At 57.3% G+C, this 19375-nt stretch carries 18 protein-coding genes and 1 pseudogene; 14 read left to right on the top strand and 5 right to left on the bottom strand.

Annotated elements, in window-relative coordinates; translation table 11 throughout:
• Nucleotides 1-258: pseudogene (locus BLU74_RS18185) on the top strand (IS6 family transposase); the annotation flags it as partial.
• 36 nt (nt 259-294) lie between these two features.
• On the opposite strand, the gene BLU74_RS18180 reads toward BLU74_RS18185, so the two are convergent.
• The 4 genes from BLU74_RS18180 to BLU74_RS18165 form a co-directional block, all read right to left on the bottom strand.
• Complete coding sequence (locus BLU74_RS18180) at nt 295-648, bottom strand: type II toxin-antitoxin system PemK/MazF family toxin (protein ID WP_089769911.1); 354 nt, start codon at nt 646-648, stop codon at nt 295-297.
• Nucleotides 645-881, bottom strand: a complete 237-nt coding sequence (locus BLU74_RS18175) for a hypothetical protein (RefSeq protein WP_089769909.1) — start codon at nt 879-881, stop codon at nt 645-647. The genes BLU74_RS18180 and BLU74_RS18175 overlap by 4 nt, the downstream gene beginning before the upstream one ends.
• 561 nt (nt 882-1442) lie before the next feature.
• Nucleotides 1443-3554 (bottom strand): PAS domain S-box protein, encoded by a 2112-nt coding sequence (locus tag BLU74_RS18170; protein ID WP_089769907.1) that lies wholly within the window; start codon nt 3552-3554, stop codon nt 1443-1445.
• Between the two features lie 291 nt (nt 3555-3845).
• On the bottom strand, nt 3846-4655 hold the full coding sequence (locus BLU74_RS18165; RefSeq protein ID WP_089769904.1) for a TrmB family transcriptional regulator: 810 nt from the start codon (nt 4653-4655) through the stop codon (nt 3846-3848).
• Nucleotides 4656-4946: 291 nt separating this feature from the next.
• On the opposite strand from BLU74_RS18165, the gene BLU74_RS18160 reads away from it, so the two are divergent.
• From BLU74_RS18160 to BLU74_RS18140, 5 genes are all read left to right on the top strand, one after another.
• Nucleotides 4947-5777: a TrmB family transcriptional regulator gene (locus tag BLU74_RS18160; RefSeq protein WP_175454708.1), complete on the top strand. Its 831-nt coding sequence runs from the start codon at nt 4947-4949 to the stop codon at nt 5775-5777.
• A gap of 65 nt (nt 5778-5842) precedes the next feature.
• Entirely contained in the window at nt 5843-7519 is a 1677-nt protein-coding gene (locus BLU74_RS18155) for a transposase (protein WP_089769902.1), read from the top strand.
• Between the two features lie 495 nt (nt 7520-8014).
• Complete coding sequence (locus tag BLU74_RS18150) at nt 8015-8596, top strand: DUF7342 family protein (RefSeq protein ID WP_058984797.1); 582 nt, start codon at nt 8015-8017, stop codon at nt 8594-8596.
• A gap of 3 nt (nt 8597-8599) precedes the next feature.
• Complete coding sequence (locus BLU74_RS18145) at nt 8600-9058, top strand: hypothetical protein (protein WP_058984796.1); 459 nt, start codon at nt 8600-8602, stop codon at nt 9056-9058.
• Nucleotides 9055-10281: a phage integrase SAM-like domain-containing protein gene (locus BLU74_RS18140; RefSeq protein WP_089769900.1), complete on the top strand. Its 1227-nt coding sequence runs from the start codon at nt 9055-9057 to the stop codon at nt 10279-10281. The genes BLU74_RS18145 and BLU74_RS18140 overlap by 4 nt, the downstream gene beginning before the upstream one ends.
• A gap of 157 nt (nt 10282-10438) precedes the next feature.
• On the opposite strand, the gene BLU74_RS18135 is transcribed toward BLU74_RS18140, so the two are convergent.
• Nucleotides 10439-11314, bottom strand: a complete 876-nt coding sequence (locus BLU74_RS18135) for a DUF8172 family protein (protein WP_079235334.1) — start codon at nt 11312-11314, stop codon at nt 10439-10441.
• A 122-nt stretch (nt 11315-11436) separates the two neighbouring features.
• Between BLU74_RS18135 and BLU74_RS19155 the strand changes: the two genes are divergently transcribed.
• The 8 genes from BLU74_RS19155 to BLU74_RS18100 form a co-directional block, all read left to right on the top strand.
• On the top strand, nt 11437-11580 hold the full coding sequence (locus tag BLU74_RS19155) for a hypothetical protein (RefSeq protein WP_175454707.1): 144 nt from the start codon (nt 11437-11439) through the stop codon (nt 11578-11580).
• A 208-nt stretch (nt 11581-11788) separates the two neighbouring features.
• A complete protein-coding gene (locus tag BLU74_RS18130) occupies nt 11789-12067 on the top strand; it encodes a hypothetical protein (RefSeq protein ID WP_008364407.1) in 279 nt (92 codons plus the stop codon).
• A 6-nt stretch (nt 12068-12073) separates the two neighbouring features.
• Nucleotides 12074-12493 carry a DUF7985 family protein gene (locus BLU74_RS18125; RefSeq protein ID WP_074878673.1) on the top strand — a complete coding sequence of 140 codons (420 nt, stop codon included), beginning with the start codon at nt 12074-12076 and terminating at the stop codon, nt 12491-12493.
• A 27-nt stretch (nt 12494-12520) separates the two neighbouring features.
• Nucleotides 12521-14254: a DUF8186 domain-containing protein gene (locus BLU74_RS18120; RefSeq protein WP_172863989.1), complete on the top strand. Its 1734-nt coding sequence runs from the start codon at nt 12521-12523 to the stop codon at nt 14252-14254.
• Nucleotides 14251-15111: a hypothetical protein gene (locus BLU74_RS18115; protein ID WP_172863988.1), complete on the top strand. Its 861-nt coding sequence runs from the start codon at nt 14251-14253 to the stop codon at nt 15109-15111. The genes BLU74_RS18120 and BLU74_RS18115 overlap by 4 nt, the downstream gene beginning before the upstream one ends.
• A gap of 2 nt (nt 15112-15113) precedes the next feature.
• A complete protein-coding gene (locus tag BLU74_RS18110) occupies nt 15114-16229 on the top strand; it encodes a TrbL/VirB6 family protein (protein ID WP_074878667.1) in 1116 nt (371 codons plus the stop codon).
• A gap of 2 nt (nt 16230-16231) precedes the next feature.
• A complete protein-coding gene (locus BLU74_RS18105; RefSeq protein WP_074878665.1) occupies nt 16232-17353 on the top strand; it encodes a TraC-like domain-containing protein in 1122 nt (373 codons plus the stop codon).
• A partial coding sequence (locus BLU74_RS18100) for a VirB4 family type IV secretion system protein (protein WP_089769898.1) occupies nt 17346-19375 on the top strand: 2030 nt, incomplete at its 3' end. The genes BLU74_RS18105 and BLU74_RS18100, both read left to right, overlap by 8 nt.

The following is a 19375-nucleotide window of genomic DNA, read 5'->3' as shown; positions in this document are numbered from 1 at the left end:
CGTGAACTGCGCGAGAAACACGATGTCGAATCCGCAGTGTTTCTGGTCGATGGCGCTCAACACCTCCAAACTGCGCTGGCCAGAGCTTCACTCCGATTTCAAACCGAACGGAATGGAAATCGGAATGCCATCGAGCGAATCTTTCGAGAACTCAAGCGTCGCACCTCGTCGTTCTCCAACTGTTTCAGCCACGTTGAGCCGCAAACCGCCGAAAAGTGGCTCCAAGCATTTGCCGCCTGGCTCAATGCTCCAAACTAAACACGACCCTGATTTCTTCGCAAAGAGTTTACCCTATCAGTCGAGTCCGAGACTCAATTTGAGCGCGTCATCGATCTCGCCCATTGTTGAATCGTCGAGACTGCCAGCCACCGAATGGATTCGCTTCTCGACAGAGACAACTCGAATTTGATCAAGCCGCACAGAGGAGTCTTTCTCGAACGGTGAGTCCGACGCTTCCACGAGTACCTCAAAGGGATAGCCTCGGTACGTTCCCGTCGCAGGCGCGACGATTGTGGTATTAGAGTTCCTGTTCCCGATATCGTTCTGGACCACTACTGCAGGCCGTGTTTTCCGCATTTCGTGCCCTTCGGCAGGATCGAGTCGAACGATAACGACATCACCGCGCCGAATCTCGGTGTCGTCGCTCATTCATCAAGTCCCGACCACGCTTCGTCCGAAGCCACGCCCCACTCGTCGGCAATATTGCTGGCACTTTCCGACGCTTCACGATACGCGGCGGCTAGTTCCTCCTCGTCGGGAGTTTCGGACTCAACCTCGACGACAGCCACTGTGACGCGCTTGTTCGCGTACTCGGTGCCGAGATACACCCGCCCCCGGTCGTCGGTCTCGTTCGTCTGGAGTTTGTCGGCGTCAACTTTCATCTCGTAACCCACTATTGCCCACGCCTATATCAACCTTACCCACCATTACCCATTAATCAGATGCTCTCTATCGGTCGAGCAGCGACCTCGTGAGCAGCACTATGTCGGTCCGCGTCAAACTGTGGTATATCGATCAGGCTCGGACCGAGTCGGTGAAATGGACGAAGAATTCCTGATATAGGAGAGGTTCGGTGACGCAGTTCGCCCAATATCGTACATTCTGCTATGGCAATAACCCGTGTAGTCTCAACTTGCAAAAACTCATGGAAGTTGAGACTGGTACTCTCAATGTCTACGTTTGTCGGAGTGGTTCAGGAATATGAGCAAAGTATGCTGTCGATATTTTCGTCGGCTTTACTCATAACCACAAACAAGGTGAGAGGATTACCCATTCTACAACCGGTACATCGCGCTGACGGAGAGATTGAAGACTCGCGATCTCGATATCTCGCAGCTCATCCGCTTACAAGTCGGCTCTCATTCCACTTATCAACGCAAAATTATTCTACAGAACTAACGACTCAATAGAATATACCGTCTGTAGGACAGTGGCCGCAGAAATCAAACAAATTCGACGCCAGTAATCTCAATTCGTGCGCCGCCGCTTTCGCTTTCAGTAACGTCTACTTCCCAACCGTGCGCTTTTGCTATTCGTTTGACAATTCCAAGTCCAAATCCTGTTCCGTCCTCTGAGGTAGAGTATCCGGCTTCTAAGACTCGATCACGCTTTGATTCGGAGATTCCCACACCGTTGTCTCCAATAAAAAACCCACCGTCGAAGTCACCAACGGTAATCGTTACGTCCTCATCATTGTGCTTAATCGCATTGGAGAACAGGTTCCCCAAGAGTTCCTGTAAGCGGCTTCGGTCTGCCCGAACGACCTTGTTCGTTGTAATACGGAGATCTCCTTCAGTCTCGCTAATTGCGTGACAACTCGCTGCGGCAGTCTTCAGACTGACCTGTTCGAGATCAGTCACCGTTTCGCCTTCGCGCGCGAGCGTGAGCAAGTCCCCGATCAAAGCCTCCATCCGTTCGTGAGCGGATTCGACGTGGTCTAGATGGTCACTCTCGCACTCGTCTTGGGCCATCTTCAGTCGTCCTTTTGCGACTGAAAGTGGGTTTCGGAGGTCGTGAGAGACGACGCTGGTGAACTCCTCCAATCGCGCGTTCTGTCGTTCGAGTTCCCGCTTTCGCTCGCTCCGATCAGTTATGTCTCGGAGGATACCAACCGTTCCGTTGTACTCACAGCTCTCGGGTATCAGTCCGAGGTGGTTCTCACACAGAATCCGCTTGCCGTCCCGAGTTATTACCTCCATCTCGAAGGTATCCCACGTTTCATTACTCGTGAGGAGTGAGTCGATCGACTCTTTGCCCCGTTCGATATCCGCTTCGTCCAAAATGATCGAGATATGGTCGCCGAGAAGCGTCTCCTCGTCGTATCCCACCATTTCGATGCCGGCCTCATTTACAAAAGTAAACCGACCGTCGGTATCGAGAGAGTACACCGGGTCACCCGACGCTTCGATGATCGCTTCGTACCGCTGTAGGTCGGCCTCTCGCTCTTTTCGCTCGGTTATGTCCCGAAGCACGCCGACCGACCCGTCGAACTCGTCACCCTCGTACGGGAGGACGCTCATATGGTCTTCACAGTAGACCGGATCGCTGTCTTTCGGCTGGATCTCAACTTCGAATACAAGGTTCTCCGGTCCTGTCGATGATAGAAGGCTGGCAAGGTTCTGTTCGGCTATCTCCACGTCACTTCTGTCTTTAATGAGTTCCGGCGTCCCCCCGAGAATCCGCTCTCGCTCGTATCCAACGAGACCCACGAACGCGTCGTTGACGAACGTGAATTTGCCTTCGGAATCGAGTGCGTAGACCGGGTCATTCAAAGCCTTGATCAACGTCTCGTAGCGTTTCAACGTCCGTTCCCGCTCGTCTCTCTCGGTAGCATTACGGACAGTACAAACGAGATCTCCTCTGTCCGTCGTAGAGATGATTTGATCTTCGACGAAGGTACTTTCGTCCGCTCGAAGCCCGGTCGTTTGTCCGTGCCAGTACCCTTCAGCGCGAACCGTCGGGAGAATCCGTTCTCGGACGTACTGTATGTCTTTGTCGGGGTAGAGCAATCCCCAATGCTCGCCGAGCAGTTCGTTTTCGCTGTACCCGTAAAGCTCGGCAAACGCCATATTCACGTAGACGAACTCGCCGTCATCATTGAGAATACTGATCGGTTCACGGGCATTCTCCATCGCTTCTAACTGCCGGTCACGTTGTCTCTTTGTGTGTGAATTATCGGCGTAATTTCGAATACGATTTGCTAATAGTGCGTATTGGTCGCTTCCGGCATCCTTCTGGAGATAATCGGTCGCCCCGGCCGAAATGGCTTTGCCCGCTACTTCCTCCGACCCCTTCCCAGTAAAGAGAATGAATGGAAGATCAGGGTAGTCCTCTCGGACGGTTTCGAGAAAATCGAGTCCTGTCTTTCCCGGCATATCGTAATCGCTGATGATACAGTCAAAATCCGTCTCACGGAGAAGTTCGATACCGTCGCCCGCACTCTTGGCGGTGGCGATGGAAAACGAGTCGTCCTTACGTTCCAGGTACGTCGCAGTCAGGTCGGTGAAATCTGGTTGATCATCGACGTGAAGGATACGTATTGGACGGTCTGCCATCTCGATAAGACTTATTGACTATAATAATCAAAACAGTATTAGAATAAAAATGTACTGGCCGAAATAGGTGTTTGAAGCTGTGAAACCAGAGGAATCGTTATATTTCTGTGGAAGTTGATGTCCTCCACTTCATTGAACAGTATCTTGATCTAGTCGAACAAAACTTAGGAAAGCACCAGGCTCAATCGCTAGGTTCAGCCCGTCGTACACTGCTCTCGGCTTGAAGAGGGCTATATTCACTGTGAAACACCGAATCGACTGGAATAGATAAAATCGTTGTGAGTATCTGAGTTATCGCACATCTTGCGAATCGCGATTGTTGTCGAGCTGCCAAGTGAACAGCGTTTTCAGCACTACGACAAGGCTATTCGTCTGACCCACGCCCCAGATAGCGGTTTCGTCACGTGGTTCGGGTGGGTGTTCACCGTTGCCGTCGACGAGCACACTCACGAGCGTCTTATTTTGGTCCACCATAAGGAGGCGACCAGCAGGCGTCTCCGACCAGTTCCACAGCGATTCGAACAGCTTCGCGTCAGGAACGTCCTGTTCGAGCCGAGCTTCGACGGATTGTGACATCTCTGCGAGCCGAATTGAGACCCCACGGTCGCTGACGGTTGAAAGGCATTCAGCGATTTCGTCGGTCAGTAGCTCCTCGGCAGTCATATACACGATCTCATCATCAGCGGACGAGATGAAATCCACTACGCGCTCGGTCACGGTATCCCGTCCGGTTACCGTCCAGACACCTTGCTGTTCAGTGCTACGATTCGCTGGTACAAGCTGGTCGAGGGCGTCTGTCAGGACCGTCACCCGGTGGTCGTACTCCTGTTCGAAGTGACGGCCGGCCGTCTCTGTCGAAATGGCCCAATATCGCTGGGGACTCGATTGTTTCACGTCGACGAGACCGCGGTTATGAAGCTCGCCAGCTGCGTCGTAGACGCGTGTTCGGGGGACATCGGCAACTTCGCTCAAGTCCCGAGCAGTTCCTTCGCCCAGACTGACCAGGGCGACGAATGTCCGTGCGGCGTAGGTACTGAGGCCGAGCGCTTTGAGCTGTTTGACGGCCGTGGATCGTGCTTGGTCGGATGGGTCGCCGGACATAACTCATCACTAATCTCGTGAAAACCACCGTGTATGGTGGTTTCTGACGTGTAGCGACAGAGAGGTTGGGACCAAATCTGTGCCTCCACGCCACTCTACCCTCCGTGCTACCCGCACAAAGAAGTATTGTGATTAAGTGAGTGAATAGCTGAATAGTACTGATAGCAGGACGCTCAGAGCACTCAAAATAGTGGTCATTCTGTGATAATTTGGGTGACAGTGCTGTTTCTCGGTGCGACGTACTAAACATCCGGGGCACGAACCAGAAGGTAGCAGTTGAGGTTGGGACCAATGGAAGATGTTTCAAATCAAGACCAAGCGATCGAATTGCTCCAACAACTCGGGCTCAAAGAGTACGAAGCCAAGTCGTTCGTCGCGCTCGCACGCCGACAGCGCGGAACGGCCAAGGACATCAGCGAGACCTCCGATGTGCCTCGAACGCGCGTCTACGATGCGATTCGCATACTGGAATCCAAGGGGCTGGTGGAAACCCAGCACTCGAACCCGCAGATATTTCGAGCGGTCTCTATCGACGAAGCCGTCAACACCCTCCAGTCGGAGTACGTCGATCGGGCCGAATCACTCCGGAGCGCTCTGAGCGGGCTTGACCCGACCGATGAGGGAGACTCGACAGAGGCTACCCACGAAGTGTGGTCCATCTCCGGCGATCAGGGCATTACGAGCCGGACGCGGCAGCTGATCGAGGGAGCGACAGAGGAGTTGATCCTCGTGGTCGGCCATAATAGTATTTTCACCGACCGGTTGGCCGAACAGCTGCAGTCGGCTCAGGAACACGATGTGAACGTCATCATTGGGACAATCGATGAAGACCTCCAGGCCACGATTCAGGATGCCCTGCCCAGTGTCGAAGTCTTCGTCTCGGGATTGGACTGGCTGAGCCGGTCGCCGCTTCCAGATGACGATACCGAAATTAGTCGGCTGTTACTGGCCGACCGTGAGGCGATTTTGGTGAGTTCGTTCACCGAAACGAGGGCAGACGGCCGTGAGCACGAACAAGGCGTCTTTGGCCGCGGATTCGACAACGGGCTGGTCGCGATCACGCGACGGCTTATGGCGACGGGGTTGCTATCTGTGAACGATCCTGAAGCTGAGGAGGCCTGAGTTCCCATACGTAAGCATCGGAGAGAACGTCATATCATTGGCCCGGAACGGCAGACGTGTCTCCGATGGCACCGACTTCTGTCTCTCGGCGCGATGTCTTCCGTGCGATAGCGACAACAGAGTATCTCGACTGGCCGGCGTATGACTCGACGCCACTGTACGACCAGAGTTCACTGACGGCGTTCACTGAGGATTTCCGGAACGTCTCGAGAATCTGGTTCGAGCACAACGCCCACGACTCGGTTGAGGGGTTCGTCTGTCAGTATCCACTTTCCTACGTAGGGTTCAGTCCCCACGACCAGTACTCCGGTCCGACTCGATACGAGATGTCACAGCTCTTCAGGGCGTTCCTACTGAAAGAGGTGTACGGCTGGGACCACGAAACCGCGCTCGTCGAATATCTTCGGCAGCACTCAGGTACCCGTCGCTCGCTCGGGTCCGACTCCGTTCCCGATCAGTCGACACTCTGGCGTAGTTGGAACAAGCGCTTTAGTGCCGACCTCCGTGAGACAGTTGAGAGAACGGCTCGGACGCTCCTGATCAACTCACAGAATGCCGGTGTTGCGGTTCCTCGTGACCTGGAACGGAAGCCCCAGTACCATAACGACGAGTCTGGGCCGACCGATCCGGACGACCAGACTGTTTTGGAAGAAGCAGCGAATATCAGCGATCACATCAGCCGCGTCGTCTTCCCAGCATTCTCTCTGGACCGTGGTGGGGGCTGTGAGATCCACGAGAACGCCTACTGGGACTTACAGACGTATCTCGGACTTCGCGAGCGGCTGGCTGCGGACGAATGGGCTCGCAGTTTCGTCTACGAATCGACTCGGGATCGGACGCCGTTGGGCCAGGCCCACCGAGAGCACATTCGTGACCTCTCGGTTGAACAGGTGCGAGCGATGTACCGGCAGGCTATCACTCGGCTCCTGAACGAAGTTGCCGAGACAGAGGAGTTCTTTCGAGCTGGAATCGTCGCGATCGATATTACCGAAGCTGACCCGTTCACCGGCGATAGAACGGGCCACAAAGACGAGATCATCGGGACAAAGGAGCAGACCGACGAGTACGCCTATCAGTGGGCGACGGTCCAGTTGGTCGGGAACGCTGTCCCAATCGTGTTAGACGCACGGCCGGTCCGGAAAGGAGATACGCGTAAGGAGATCGTCGAAGATCTCCTGGACTCGGCAGAGAATCTCGTTCACGTCGATAATGTGCTGATGGACCGGGAGTTCGACAGCCAGCACATCCTGGAGATGCTGAGTCAGCGCGGCCTCTCTTATGTCGTTCCAAAGCGGATGCAAACGAGCCAAAAAGCCCAAGCCAAGCGCCTTCTGAAGCGGGGAAAGGACCGGTACGAGACTGATCGAAAACTGCATTTGGGCGACAACGAGTGGCACTCGACGACACTGATCTACCGACGGAAAGAGAACTCCGAACACACCGATCATCGGCAGTATTCGGTGTTTATGACGAATCGGAATAGCGGGCTCCTTACTGAGTACGGGTATCGGTGGGAAATCGAGAGCGGCTACAAATCGATCAAACGGTTCATGGCCGCCACAACATCGAAGCATTTCGGCCCCCGGTTCTTCTACTTCGCGTTCGCCTGTCTCCTGTACTCGATCTGGCGAGCAGTTGATCTGCTGGTTCAGGTGCAGTTGACCGGTGAATACGAGCACTCGCCGATTGTGACGGCTGATAACACGCTGACGCTGGTGAAGAAGGAAACCGGAATCGGATAGGAAAGACCTCTACCCGTGGTAGCCCGGCGTCTGAGTGGCTACGCTGTCGAAAGTCTCCGAAATTCGCGTATATGGTTGAAACTTCAACAATATGGGCCGTTCGGAGAGCAATCTGAATCAGTTTTCGTTCCCCGATTCGGCCAAAACCATGCATTACAGGCCCGCTATACCCACTGTAGTCTCAACATCACCGGACCGAGTTTTTGTATAGCGATATACGATATACAATATTCTGAAGTGCGGAGTTCCGGCGCTAAGAGACTTTAGACCCCCGAATTCTCCCGATGGCTCGAAAACAACAAGTGGTCCTGATTATGCCAATAATCACGACCAGTTTGAAGTACCCCGACGCCGTCGGTGAAGCACGAATGCTGCAACCCCCTCACAACGGCGCTTCCCCCGGGTAGAGCCGACAAGACCGGGCTCCGAGTTTGCTCTGACTCTCCTCAGCCGGGGTCGAGGCGATGGCGAAGAAACGCACTCGATATAGAACTAATGACCTCAACCTATATTAAGACAAAGCGCGAACGGTGTTGTATGTCCGAAGACGAACCGAACTCCGAGGGCCTAATGGAACGCCAAACCACGGGCGAAGACCGCGTGAGGATGACCGCCCGGCAGCTTTCGGAGCCTCAGACGGCCAACTGGATCGCCTCGGAAGCGGGCTGGTCACACGAGCCGACCAAACGCGTCCTCGATCGGCTCGTCGACGATGGCATCCTCCACCGTGACGAAAGCGGTACTCACACCACGTATTACCCAGATTATCGCCGCCAAGCGATGCAGGAGGCGATGCGGCTTCGAGACAGCGGGCACACTGTCGAGGAGCTTACGGACCGTCTCGCCGATATGAAGACGCAGATTCGCGACTGGGAGGGCGAATTCGGCGTCGAGTCACCGAATCAGCTTCGCGGAACGCTCGCTGACGAGTCCCTTGACGGTGACGAGGAAGACCGTCGCCGTGAGATTGCCCGCGAGTGGGAGCACCTTCAGCGTCGTATCCAGATCGTTGGCTTTGCCATCCGCGAATGGGACTTCCTCGCTCCGACGACAGAGTCTGCCGAGGCCAGCAGCTAACGGATGTCGGTCCCGCATCCAGGTGGTGACCCGAACGCGAACCTCTACGCCCAATTGAAGCGGGACGTCCTCGACCGTGTCCCCCAGATCACGGCCGTCGAGTACGTTCCTGACGATATCGAGGCCAAGCAGCTGCGGGCGGTTTTTGATCCAGCCCGCCTTAATCCCCCAACGGGCCCTGATTCGCCGGAACTGACCGTCAAGTGGTATCGACAGGACCCTCACGACTGGTTCCGTATCAACTACACCGATCCGAACACGGGCTTTCACGCCGGCTGGCACCAGGACGAGGACCATCCCGATCTCGGACGGGCGCATTTCCAGTACTCTGCCGCCAATACGGAGGACCGCTGGGGGATCACATTTGAATACGAGACTCCTTCCCTGATCCTCTGGGAAATCGTCGAAACGCTCTTCGAGGACGTCCGTCCGACTTACCAGTACGCGAACGAGGAACGATGACACCTCGAGAACGCACTAATCAGTCACTCGCGAGTTCCTTCGAGCGCTACCTCCAGGACAAGGGGAAAGGCCGCGGCGGCGACGGTGGGAACTATCGACGTAACGCTGCACGCGAGCTTGAACGGTTCGCCGAGTGGGCCGCCGGCGACCGCGGCGCCGACGACTGGACCGGGATCGTCTCCGACGACGTCGACCGCAAACCGACCTTCGACGATCTCGACGAACGCGTGTTCCGGGAGTACGCCCGACATCTCGGTGGAGATCGGGGACTCAAGCAGAACACGGTACAAACCTATTACCGCTATATCTCTGCCTGGTGTGGGTGGTGTGTCAACGAAGGGTATCTCGAGGCGCATTACGCGCAGCGGGCGAGTGCGATGGCGCCGTTACCGGAGGACGACGGCCGCAAGCCCGGCGACCAGCAGGCCTGGACGTCTGAACAGCGCCACGCTCTCACCCGCCACGTCGACGAACGGGCCCGCGACGCTGTCGAGGCGTACACGACACTCCCAGAGGATACTGACCCCCTCGACAAGCAGCGAGCGCGCTACGTAGCGCTGAAGGCGACTCGTGACCGGGCTCTGGTGTTCGTCCTCGCGTACACCGCTGTCCGCGTTGGCGAACTCCTCCGAGATCCAAACGACCCGCGCCGGCGCGGCGTCCGCTGGGAGGATCTCTCCCTCGACGACGGGAGTATGGACGTCTACCGGAAGAAACAGCAGTGGGACGCCGCGAGTCTCCCCGATCCAGTGATTTCTCCGCTGCGAAGCTATCGCCAGCTGATGGACCCGCCGACGGAGCAGTGGCCGGTGTTTCCGACGTTCGACCAACGGACGCTCGCAGAGCTCGTCCAGGATGACCTCGCCGATCGAGGGGAACGCCCAGAAGCAATCACTGAACGCCGTGCGGAGTACGCTCGCGACCTGCTGCTGGCGCTCGATGAGGACATTCGGCCTCCATCGATCACGACGGACGGCGCACGGTCGATTCTCCAACGGCTCTCAGAGGCTGCAGAGATCGACATCGACCATCCGAAACACGACTATCTCGCGCCCCACGGTGGTCGACGTGGAATGGGCGAGGTGCTAGTCCGCGCGTTCGGGTACACTGTTGCGGCTCGCTATCTCGATAACTCGGAGGAGATGGTTCGTGAACGGTATTCGCATATTGAAGCCGGTGAATTGGGTGATGTCGCAACTGAAGCACTCGAACAGATCGATTGACGCAAGCGTTTATACGGGAGGAGAACCTAGATTAGGTTAACCAATGAGCCTTGACCAAGCGGTTGACGAAGCGCTCGCGACGTACAATATGTCGCGCAGCGAAGAGGCCGAGGAAACGGGCCGAACAGTCGCCACGCTTCAAGACTAGTAGAACCGCTTAGTTGAGGTCTCGGATTTTTTCGGCGAATTCTGCTTTCGAGAGGCCAGACGTCTCTTTTAGCTCCGGATAGCCGGCACGTTCGACAGCCTCCTCAACAAACGTTACCCAGAGATCTTCGTGCTTCTCCGCGTAGGCGATTTTCGCCTCACTTGGGTACATATCCAACTCGTATTCAGTCAGATCGATCTCGACTGCGTGTTTTCGCTCAAGCGTCCGCGCACCGAAGCTATACAGGTGCTTGAAGAGGACGTTCTTCCGTCGAACGGTCAACAGTCGCTTCGATTCGTTGATGTACTCGTTCACCCACTCTCGCCAGTCGTAGGATTCTGGATCGGTCTCTACAGAGGTTTCCGGCATAGCGAAATCCGGATTCAGTCGCCGGAGGTAGAACTGAATCAGCGCAACAGCGGTTCGATGGTTGGCATTTGGAAGCGCGTGCTTGAGGATCAGGTTCGAGGCGAGTCGGCCCGCTACGTCTGTTGCTGATCCTTCCCACGACGTCCGGTCGAGAACGTCCGGCAGTGCATCGACGTCGATATTCTTGTACGCCTCAACGGGAGTTCCCTCTTCTTCTTCGTTCTGAGCGATAAGTGCGCGGTAAATCTCGAGAAGACGAACGATGATGGTACTGTTGTCGGCACTCATCTCTGAGAGCGACTCGTTCAGGTTAAAATCAATCTCTTGAACAGGCCCACCGCCGACGCGGGATGTGTAGATGACGTAGAACGGTTCGTCGATATCGTATTTCTGGACCTTCACAGCGACGTCGTCGCCGTAGTCGACGATCTTCGAGACGATTTTGGCAGGAGCTGGATGGACGAAGTCAAGGGAGAACTGCTTGTCGCCGGGGTGGTGGTAGTAGACGTGGCCCATCTGCGTGCGTATTACTACTCATCTGTGCTTCTTAATCAAGTTCACGAGCGAGATTCTCTTCGAAAAGTCGGTGGACTGCTTTTTTATACTGCTAAGCATGCCGAATACCTATTTCTCCAGTTATGGCCGTCCGTGGTCTGAATTCAGGTGTCTCATTCGTGCGTCTCTCGACGTTGTTCATGTTCATCGTGAGTCAGTTCTCCGCGGGCGTAGGCGAGAAGGGGCTCCTCGACGACGGAAACGGCGAGGTTGTAGAGCTCGAGTAAGCGAGCTGATTCTCATTCTTAACCAACAGATGCCCAACTTTCTCAGTGGATGTTGGTTAAGACTTTTTCTACTAGGTCAACAAGTGATTTGGTTATAATTTATCGGATAAATTTGCACCACTTGGCAGCCAGAAAGCATTTATTCCTCATCCAGCTACCGTGCCAATATGTACCGGGACTCAGCCGGTGCATACCCATACCCGCATGTATGATTACGAGGTCAGTCACCATCGAGGACATCGATGACCTGTACCTGATGTGGAACGACCACATCAACGCCTCCGCCCTCTATCGGCGCGCCCTCCGCGAGGAAATGGAAGTCCGCGGTGTTGACCCCGATGAGCTCCGCGACCTCCTCGAACGGGCCCGCGAGCAGGGCTACACCCTCGAAGAGATCGCAGAGGACACCAACCGATTCGACGACCTCCAGTCGCTCGTCGAAGAGCAGCAGAACCAGCCAACGGCTGGAGACGCCACCGATGATTGACCCGCTATGTCACAGGACCAGACTCCCTCCGACCCTGAGCGTAGCACTGACACCGAGTCACCGCTGACTGGGAAAATCCCTCGGCAGGCAGCGCTCACCATCGTCCTCCTGAGCCTGTTTGCCGTTCAACCGGTTGCAGCCCAGAGTAACGCGGTCTGTAGCGCAGACAACCTCCCGAGTATGATTGAGGGGTTCTTCCAGCTGACCACCGCGCTGGGGATCGTCGGCCTCGCAATCGTTTGGCAGGCTGACTCCCTTATCGAGATGTTCACCCTCAATCCCGAGCAGAAGAAGGGGCTCAAGCGCCACAAGCGTTCGGCGATGAAGTCCGCGGTCGTCCTCGTCGTCCTCGGCCCGCTCTACACCGTCGCCGGGTCAATGATGGGCCTCCCGCTGGCGCAGTGCGTCGACCTCGTCCCCTGGTAAGCACTCCACAGCACCGTTGCGAGCCCTATGAACCACCGAGAGCTCTCCGTGCTCATGGCCGGCTTGCTCGCGACGAGCCTAGTCACGGGTATCGTCGCCGCTGACCCGCCACGACCAGGTACGGAGGGGAATGGGCTCACGGAAAACGAGTCGGCAACGCTGTGGTCACGTGATGCGGACAACTACATCAGCCAAGAAGAGTACCGCCAGCGCTACGGCGAGAACCGCTCCGCCGTCCATCAGGTCGCCAACGGGACGGACGTTACGTTCAAACGACCGCCGGCGACTGCGGCGACGTGGACGCGGAACGACTTTGAGGACCTCGACGCCGGCGGCCCAGATACGTCCGTGCATCCGCCGCACGCGGACCTTGAGGACGGCGTCTTCATCGAAGATGCTCACGCAACGATCTTCGCGGTCCAGCCCTCCACTCGTGGACACCTCGAGTCCGGTGAAACCCCACTCTATATCGCACCGAATGGGACGATGCGCGGGTTCGTTGATTACCGCGTTCGCGTCCCCAACGGGAGTTCCTCCGGCAACACAACTATCTCATGGTCGCTCACGGAGCACGAGATCGAAGAAGTCCGGTTGAAGAAGGACGGCGAGACCATCGCCGAGCGTGACGGAGCCCATACGCCTGTCCTCGACTACCAGATCGAGGACGACTGGAGTGCGAATCTCACGCTGGAAGCGGAGATTAGCGTCCGGCTGAAGAAAACCGTCAGGACCGACCTGGGTGACCGGACGGACGTCGACGTCACCTATCGGACGGAATCACACAACGTCTCCGATTCGATCGCCGTCGAGATCTACGACCTCTCGGCGTACCCCTACTACGCCGAGTATCCGAACGGCGAAGCCGGCGTGGCCATCTTCCAGTCGCGGCCGTGGCAGGGGTACACGCTCACGGAGGACGGTGAGGCACGGGTCCGTGGCATCTGGCGGTTCTACACCGCTCGGAACACCAACTGGGACACGCTCGTCCGGTCGAATCGCACGGATAGCGCCACCGTCGAGTCGGACGCGATTCCGGTGTACGTCCACGCCTATCCCTCGCGGATCGGGCCGCGTGCCGAGCCGGTTCGAGACGGGCCGGAACTCATCGAGACCTGGGGGACTGACCGCCCGTCTCCGGTCGGCACCATCGGTGAGAACATCAATATCGACATCGTCAACCAATCGTACACGACGACGTACGGCGTCGCCGTTCGAGCTGAGAACGTCGATCGAGAGGCGCTCCATGTTGCGGGAATCGTCCGGGGCGTGAATGCGTCAATCGTCGAGTCGGATGCCGGCTCCGAGCGACAACTCCACCGCAGCAATCTTACTGTTAAGGTTATCCAGCAGAATCAGTCGCAAGCGACGCTCAGGGTCGAACTGCGGGACAATCAAACTGGTGCGCCGATTGCGCTTGACGATAGCCGTCAGTATCCAATCGGCGGCACCACCCGGAACGGGTACATCACGGTCGCAGATCAGCGCGTCGAGACCAACGCCTCGGGGGTGGCGATCGTGACCATCGACGAACCGGGCATCTACACGGCTCGGTACCACTCTGGCTCGTGGCTCGGTCACGACCCGGCGTACGTGAGTGATACCGCGACGGCCCGCTGGCACCCTCTAGGAACGATCGACGGCTGGTTTGCGCTGGTGTTCGAGGTCGGCTGGCAGCTCCTGCCGTTCTTCGTGATGTTCTACGCTGGCAAGCGCCTCCTGCGGATGCTCGGTCCAGCAGACATCTTCCAACGCAATTCATGACACGAGATACCCCACCCATCAGTAGGCGAACCGCCCTCCGAACAGTCGCCGGCGCCGCACTCACAACCCTTGCTGGGTGTATGAATACAAATGAGAGCTCCGGAACACCCAGTAATGGGTCTCCATCTCAAAATGACCAAGGTCCACTTCAGCGCGTTGCTGTTGATGGGACAACGGTCGTGGTGGAACTCTCGGAAGACACCGATGTCAGCCAAGTCAATCTCATCCAGCCGAATGGAGAATTGTTCGGTCAACGTGACGTAGCGACAGGAGCACAGCAGGTTTCGTTTGAGATTGGAACGTCATACGCTCCAGGCGAGTATCGCGTTCTCGCACTAGAGGGCGAAGAAACTGTGCAAGAGTCCGCTCTGTCCGTTCAGCCGAATCTTAGCATCGTGGAGATGGGGATCGGGAAGAATCAGCCTGAAAAGATGTGGAATAGCTCGAGTGATAAAATCTCAAAAGAGGCCTTCGTATCTGTTGAAAACCAAGGGAATGGCCCGGATGCGATCACGCAGCTCCTCTTTATTGGAGATGTTCCATATCCCTCGGATGAGGAAGGGACGAACTATGATGAAAACGATGATGTCAGTGGCATATACGATCCAGAAGAAGATACAGAGGTTGACGAGGTAGTCATAGAACCGGGAGAGCAGCTCACACTGTACAGTTACCGTTCACCGTTTGCGTTCGTTCGAGGTGAGGGGACTTCGTGTGAGAGCGAAGAACAAACCGGGAGCTTCGAAGTCATTATAGAAACACGAGTGGGGACAAACCGAGTTTCCAATACTTACAGTATCCACTACTCCGCGTCAGAGGAATTCGATAATTGCGAGATTACGATTAGTGAGGACTAACTATGGTGGACCTGATTGATGTCGTCCTAGAGGGGTTCAAAGACGTCGTCGATTGGGTGATCTCCCTCTTCATGGAGGGATTGAACACTGGTTATGAAACCCTCACTGAGGAGATGTTCGGGACTCCAACGCCCGAAACCGACGGTGCATTTGTCTTTGGTGCGCCAACAAACGGACCCTGGCCTGCAATTCGGGATGCGTTGGTCGGAGGTGAGATTATGCTCATCTCATTACTCCTTCTGGTGATGTGTATTCAAGGGCGACACACAGTTCGGATATTCAATATCGGAAGTGTATACGAAGCGAGACGGACAAAGAAGACTGCGTGGGTTGGCGCGTTTCTTATCATCAGCTGGTACTGGGTCAGTGTTCTTGGTCTCTACATCGTCGACGGGTTCACCATCGCATTGATGCCGAGTCTCGAAACCCTGGGTGATGCGATGCTGAATTTTCTCAAAGAATCTCTGACCAATCCCGGGCTTGCATTCGTGTTCGCAATTGTTGGTGGCCTCTCGATGTGGGCACTTGAGGCCCTCTACTATATTCGAGAGGTATTGCTTTACGTGTATGTCTACGGGATGCCGATAGCGTTTGCTCTCGCCTATGGTAATGTCCCAGTCCTTTCGGACATCGCGATGGGATTCTCCAAGCGGTTTGTTCCTTTGGCGGTTCTACCCCTCCCAGCAGCAGTCGTGTTCAAAGGATACGATTTGCTGTATTCGGAAGGGGCCCTCACGCCAAATAGTGCGTTTCTGAAGTACCTGGTTGCCGCGTCACTGCCGCTTATCGCGCTCTATATCACTTGGAAGACGTTCAAATACGCAACCCCGCTGACGGCGAAAGTTATCGGCGGCGCCACCAAGGGCGCAGCCCTCATCGGCGGCGTAGCTGCCGGTGCGTATGTTGGGGGTGCCGGCGTCGCGACAACCGCTGCTCGGTGGGGGCCGAAAGCCGCAGCCGGCCATGCCGTTGCACAGAAAGCTGCGGCCCAAGGCGGTCATGGTGAGGGTGGAGATAGTACGCCCTCATACCGACGGACCGAGAACGACCCTGGTGGTACTACGTCGGATACAGCGGGTGAGGAACGCGGAATGGACTTTGATAGAGGTATCCACTAACAATGTCGATAGATCAAGACGCAGCCGCACGGCGCATCATGGACCAGTTCGGCGAGGAGAGTCGCATCCCCTACCTCAACATTGAGGAGGGTGACGTCGGCGTCCTGATCGCCTTTCCGATCGTCGGCCTATTCATCGCCGGCCTCACGGGGATCGAATCGCTCGCACTTCCGTTCGTCGCCGGCGGCTTCGGCTTTGGCGTTGCCATCGTCTACGTCTCTCCCGATCACCTGAACGCGTGGACGTGGACCAAGGACGTCTATCGGTACGTCAAACGGCCGCAGATTACCTTCAGTGCTCCCGAAGACGCTGATGGGAGTACCAACGAGACAGAGCGGAATGAGGGCGGTCTGGCGAACTACACGCCCTTCAAGCCGGACGAACGTACGCAGGACCTCACGAACATCGAGCGAGCGTGGCCGGGCGCAAGAGCCATTCAGCGGGCCGACGGGACGATGGAGGCGTTCATCGAGATCGACCCGGACAACATGGACTTCGCGATGTCCGACGACTGGGCACAGCTCCAAGACGCCGGCGAGGACTTCGCCAACAAAGAGCTGGATTCGAAGCTCAAACTCCACGCCACAACCCGCTCATTCCCGGTGGAGCAGATCACGGAGAACATCGAGGACCGCCTCAACGACGAGGACGTCACGGAGAATCCGATCTTCAAGGAACTCCTCGAGGAGTACCGGGAGACCCGGCCGAAGGAGATGCGGGAGCGCGGCATCCAGCAGGTGCGATACTACATCGGCGTCCAGGTCAGCCCGTTGGAGGTCTACGACCGCTTCCGCGACGAGGGCACGCCCGCCGAGAAGCTGACGCAGTTTCCCGTCATCGGCTTCCTGTTCAACCCGTTCGTCACCCGTCGCGAGGACCTCACCGACGTCGAACGTCGCGCACAGATGTTCGAGAAGCTCGACAGTCGGGTGAACGACGTGCGATCCGAGTTCATCCAGCAGGCGTCCGGATGGTCCGCACGGCGGCTCAGCACGGTCGAACTGTTCGTCCTGAATATGGACTTCTGGAACGGTCGCGAACACGACTACGACGAGGCAGAGCGTGTCGTTCGCGAACAGCCGATCATCGGCCAGTCGCGCCGGGAGGATGCGTTCGATGCGTAGCGCGATCCTTCAAGCGGGAGGCGGCGTGGGCAGTCAGCTCGTCAGGTGGCTCTCCAGTCCGACCTCTACGGAGGGCGCAGCGCTCTATCTCCTCATCGTTGGCCTGCTCGGTATCGGTGGGAAACTCCTCTGGGACTGGTACACCGAAGACGACACGGAAGAAGTCGAGTTCTCGGATGTCCTCGACGAGGAGACACTCGAACAGGGCGAGGCCGAACGCCAGCTCCTCGACGACATCGCCGAATCACACAAGACGGTGACCGCGCCGGCTGCCGCCGAGTGGGAAACGCGAGCCGCACGGGTCGGCGAGCAGTGGACGACGACGCTGTACATCGCTGACTACCCGGACTACCCCAACGACGGCTACCTCTCCGAGCTCTTCGAGATGACGGACGTGCAGTTCGATTTGACGGCCCACATCACGCCGAAGAACCAGGAGCGGGCGCGGAACGAACTGCAGGATATCGCTGACGACCTTCAGGTGGACGCTGACCTTGAACAGAGCGTGCGGAGTGCCTACCTACAGGAACGCGCCAACGAGGCCGCAGCGACGTACAAGGCCGTCGAGAACGGCGCGAATGTCTTCGACCAGGGGATGTTCATCACGGTCCGGGCCGACGAGAAGGAGGACCTCCGCGACGCCGTCCAGAAGGTCAAGAGCGCGCTCCGCGACGACCCGGCGAACCTCACGCCGAAGACGGCAATCTGTCGGCAGGACCTCGCCCTTCAGTCCGCCGCGCCCATCGGCGACAACGAGTTCGGGCGGACGTCGATTGCGCTCGGCGGCGCCGTCGGCGCGCTGCTGTCCTCGCCGCACAACGCGACGATCCTCGAGGAGGGCGGCGTCGAGTTCGGGATTCACAAAGACAACCAGAGCCCGGTCGTCATCGACCCGTTCGCGCGGGACAACGGGTACGCGATGTTCACCGTCGGCGACACCGGCTCCGGGAAGTCGTTCAGTTCGAAACAGAACTTCATCCGGTCGATCGAGCAGAGCAAGGACCGTATCGGCATCATCCTCGAGCCGTTGAACAACTGGGCGGGGGTCGCCGAAGCGCTCGATGCCAAACGCATCACGGTCGGCGGGACGCTCGGCCTCAATCCCCTGGAGATTCGGGAGACGCCCGAGCACGTCCAGCGGGCGATGGGCGAGGACGCGAGCCCGTTCAACGAGAAGCTCGACGACGCGATGAGCTTCCTCACCAACTTCTTCGCGCTGCGGGGCATCTCGCTGGGTGACCGCCGGACGACGCTCGAACTCGGACTCAAGCGAGCGTACAAGCGCAACGGCATCACCGACGACATCTCGACGCACGACAACCCGAGTCCGACGATTCAGGATATGATGGACGTCTTCGAGGAGATGGTCAACGACCCCGAGGAGTTCGTCGTCCGGTCCGACGAGGAGGCGGGGAAGATCAAAGAGGACGCGACGTGGCTCCTCGACCAGCTCCGCCCCTTCGAGGACGACGGTCGGCACGGCAACCTCGGCCAGGAGTCCGACTTCGATATCCGCGACGAGAAGGTCATCTACCTCGACCTCGCCCAGCAGGAGGGCAGCGTCGACAGCAGCACGGCGCTGACGATGCAGCTACTCATCTCGCTGGTGTACGAGCGGGCGAAAGTCTCGGAGAAGGAGGTAGTGTTCTACATCGACGAGGCGCGCTACATCATGCAGGACGCCGCGAGCCTGGCGTTCCTCGAGACGGTGTTCCGCCACCACCGACATCACGACCTCTCGATTCGACTGGTCACGCAGACCGTCGACGAGTTCTTCGAGCACGCCGAGAGCGAGGCCATTCTGGACCAGTGTGCGGTCAAGCAGTTCCACCGCCTCGACGGGATGGACGAGGAGTGGGCCGACGAGTTCGGCCTGAACTACGCACAGATGCGGTTCGTCCAAGATGCCGTGCCGGGCAACGAGGACGCCGGCTTCTCCGAGGCACTCGTGGGCGTCGACGGCGAGTGGCGCGGCATCCAGGTCAAAGCGATGCCCAAGGAGAAGCAGGTCATCGACTTCGA

Origin of the sequence: Halobellus clavatus, assembly GCF_900107195.1 — an archaeon.
In the GTDB taxonomy this organism is placed as follows: domain Archaea; phylum Halobacteriota; class Halobacteria; order Halobacteriales; family Haloferacaceae; genus Haloquadratum; species Haloquadratum clavatum.
This window is presented reverse-complemented; position numbering and strand designations above follow the sequence as displayed.

Bases quoted from the DNA above. Each gene is read 5' to 3' on its own strand.
- BLU74_RS18180 (WP_089769911.1), bottom strand. From the start codon at position 648: ATGAGCGACGACACCGAGATTCGGCGCGGTGATGTCGTTATCGTTCGA.
- BLU74_RS18175 (WP_089769909.1), bottom strand. From the start codon at position 881: ATGAAAGTTGACGCCGACAAACTCCAGACGAACGAGACCGACGACCGG.
- BLU74_RS18170 (WP_089769907.1), bottom strand. From the start codon at position 3,554: ATGGCAGACCGTCCAATACGTATCCTTCACGTCGATGATCAACCAGAT.
- BLU74_RS18165 (WP_089769904.1), bottom strand. From the start codon at position 4,655: ATGTCCGGCGACCCATCCGACCAAGCACGATCCACGGCCGTCAAACAG.
- BLU74_RS18160 (WP_175454708.1), top strand. From the start codon at position 4,947: ATGGAAGATGTTTCAAATCAAGACCAAGCGATCGAATTGCTCCAACAA.
- BLU74_RS18155 (WP_089769902.1), top strand. From the start codon at position 5,843: ATGGCACCGACTTCTGTCTCTCGGCGCGATGTCTTCCGTGCGATAGCG.
- BLU74_RS18150 (WP_058984797.1), top strand. From the start codon at position 8,015: ATGACCTCAACCTATATTAAGACAAAGCGCGAACGGTGTTGTATGTCC.
- BLU74_RS18145 (WP_058984796.1), top strand. From the start codon at position 8,600: ATGTCGGTCCCGCATCCAGGTGGTGACCCGAACGCGAACCTCTACGCC.
- BLU74_RS18140 (WP_089769900.1), top strand. From the start codon at position 9,055: ATGACACCTCGAGAACGCACTAATCAGTCACTCGCGAGTTCCTTCGAG.
- BLU74_RS18135 (WP_079235334.1), bottom strand. From the start codon at position 11,314: ATGGGCCACGTCTACTACCACCACCCCGGCGACAAGCAGTTCTCCCTT.
- BLU74_RS19155 (WP_175454707.1), top strand. From the start codon at position 11,437: ATGGCCGTCCGTGGTCTGAATTCAGGTGTCTCATTCGTGCGTCTCTCG.
- BLU74_RS18130 (WP_008364407.1), top strand. From the start codon at position 11,789: ATGATTACGAGGTCAGTCACCATCGAGGACATCGATGACCTGTACCTG.
- BLU74_RS18125 (WP_074878673.1), top strand. From the start codon at position 12,074: ATGTCACAGGACCAGACTCCCTCCGACCCTGAGCGTAGCACTGACACC.
- BLU74_RS18120 (WP_172863989.1), top strand. From the start codon at position 12,521: ATGAACCACCGAGAGCTCTCCGTGCTCATGGCCGGCTTGCTCGCGACG.
- BLU74_RS18115 (WP_172863988.1), top strand. From the start codon at position 14,251: ATGACACGAGATACCCCACCCATCAGTAGGCGAACCGCCCTCCGAACA.
- BLU74_RS18110 (WP_074878667.1), top strand. From the start codon at position 15,114: ATGGTGGACCTGATTGATGTCGTCCTAGAGGGGTTCAAAGACGTCGTC.
- BLU74_RS18105 (WP_074878665.1), top strand. From the start codon at position 16,232: ATGTCGATAGATCAAGACGCAGCCGCACGGCGCATCATGGACCAGTTC.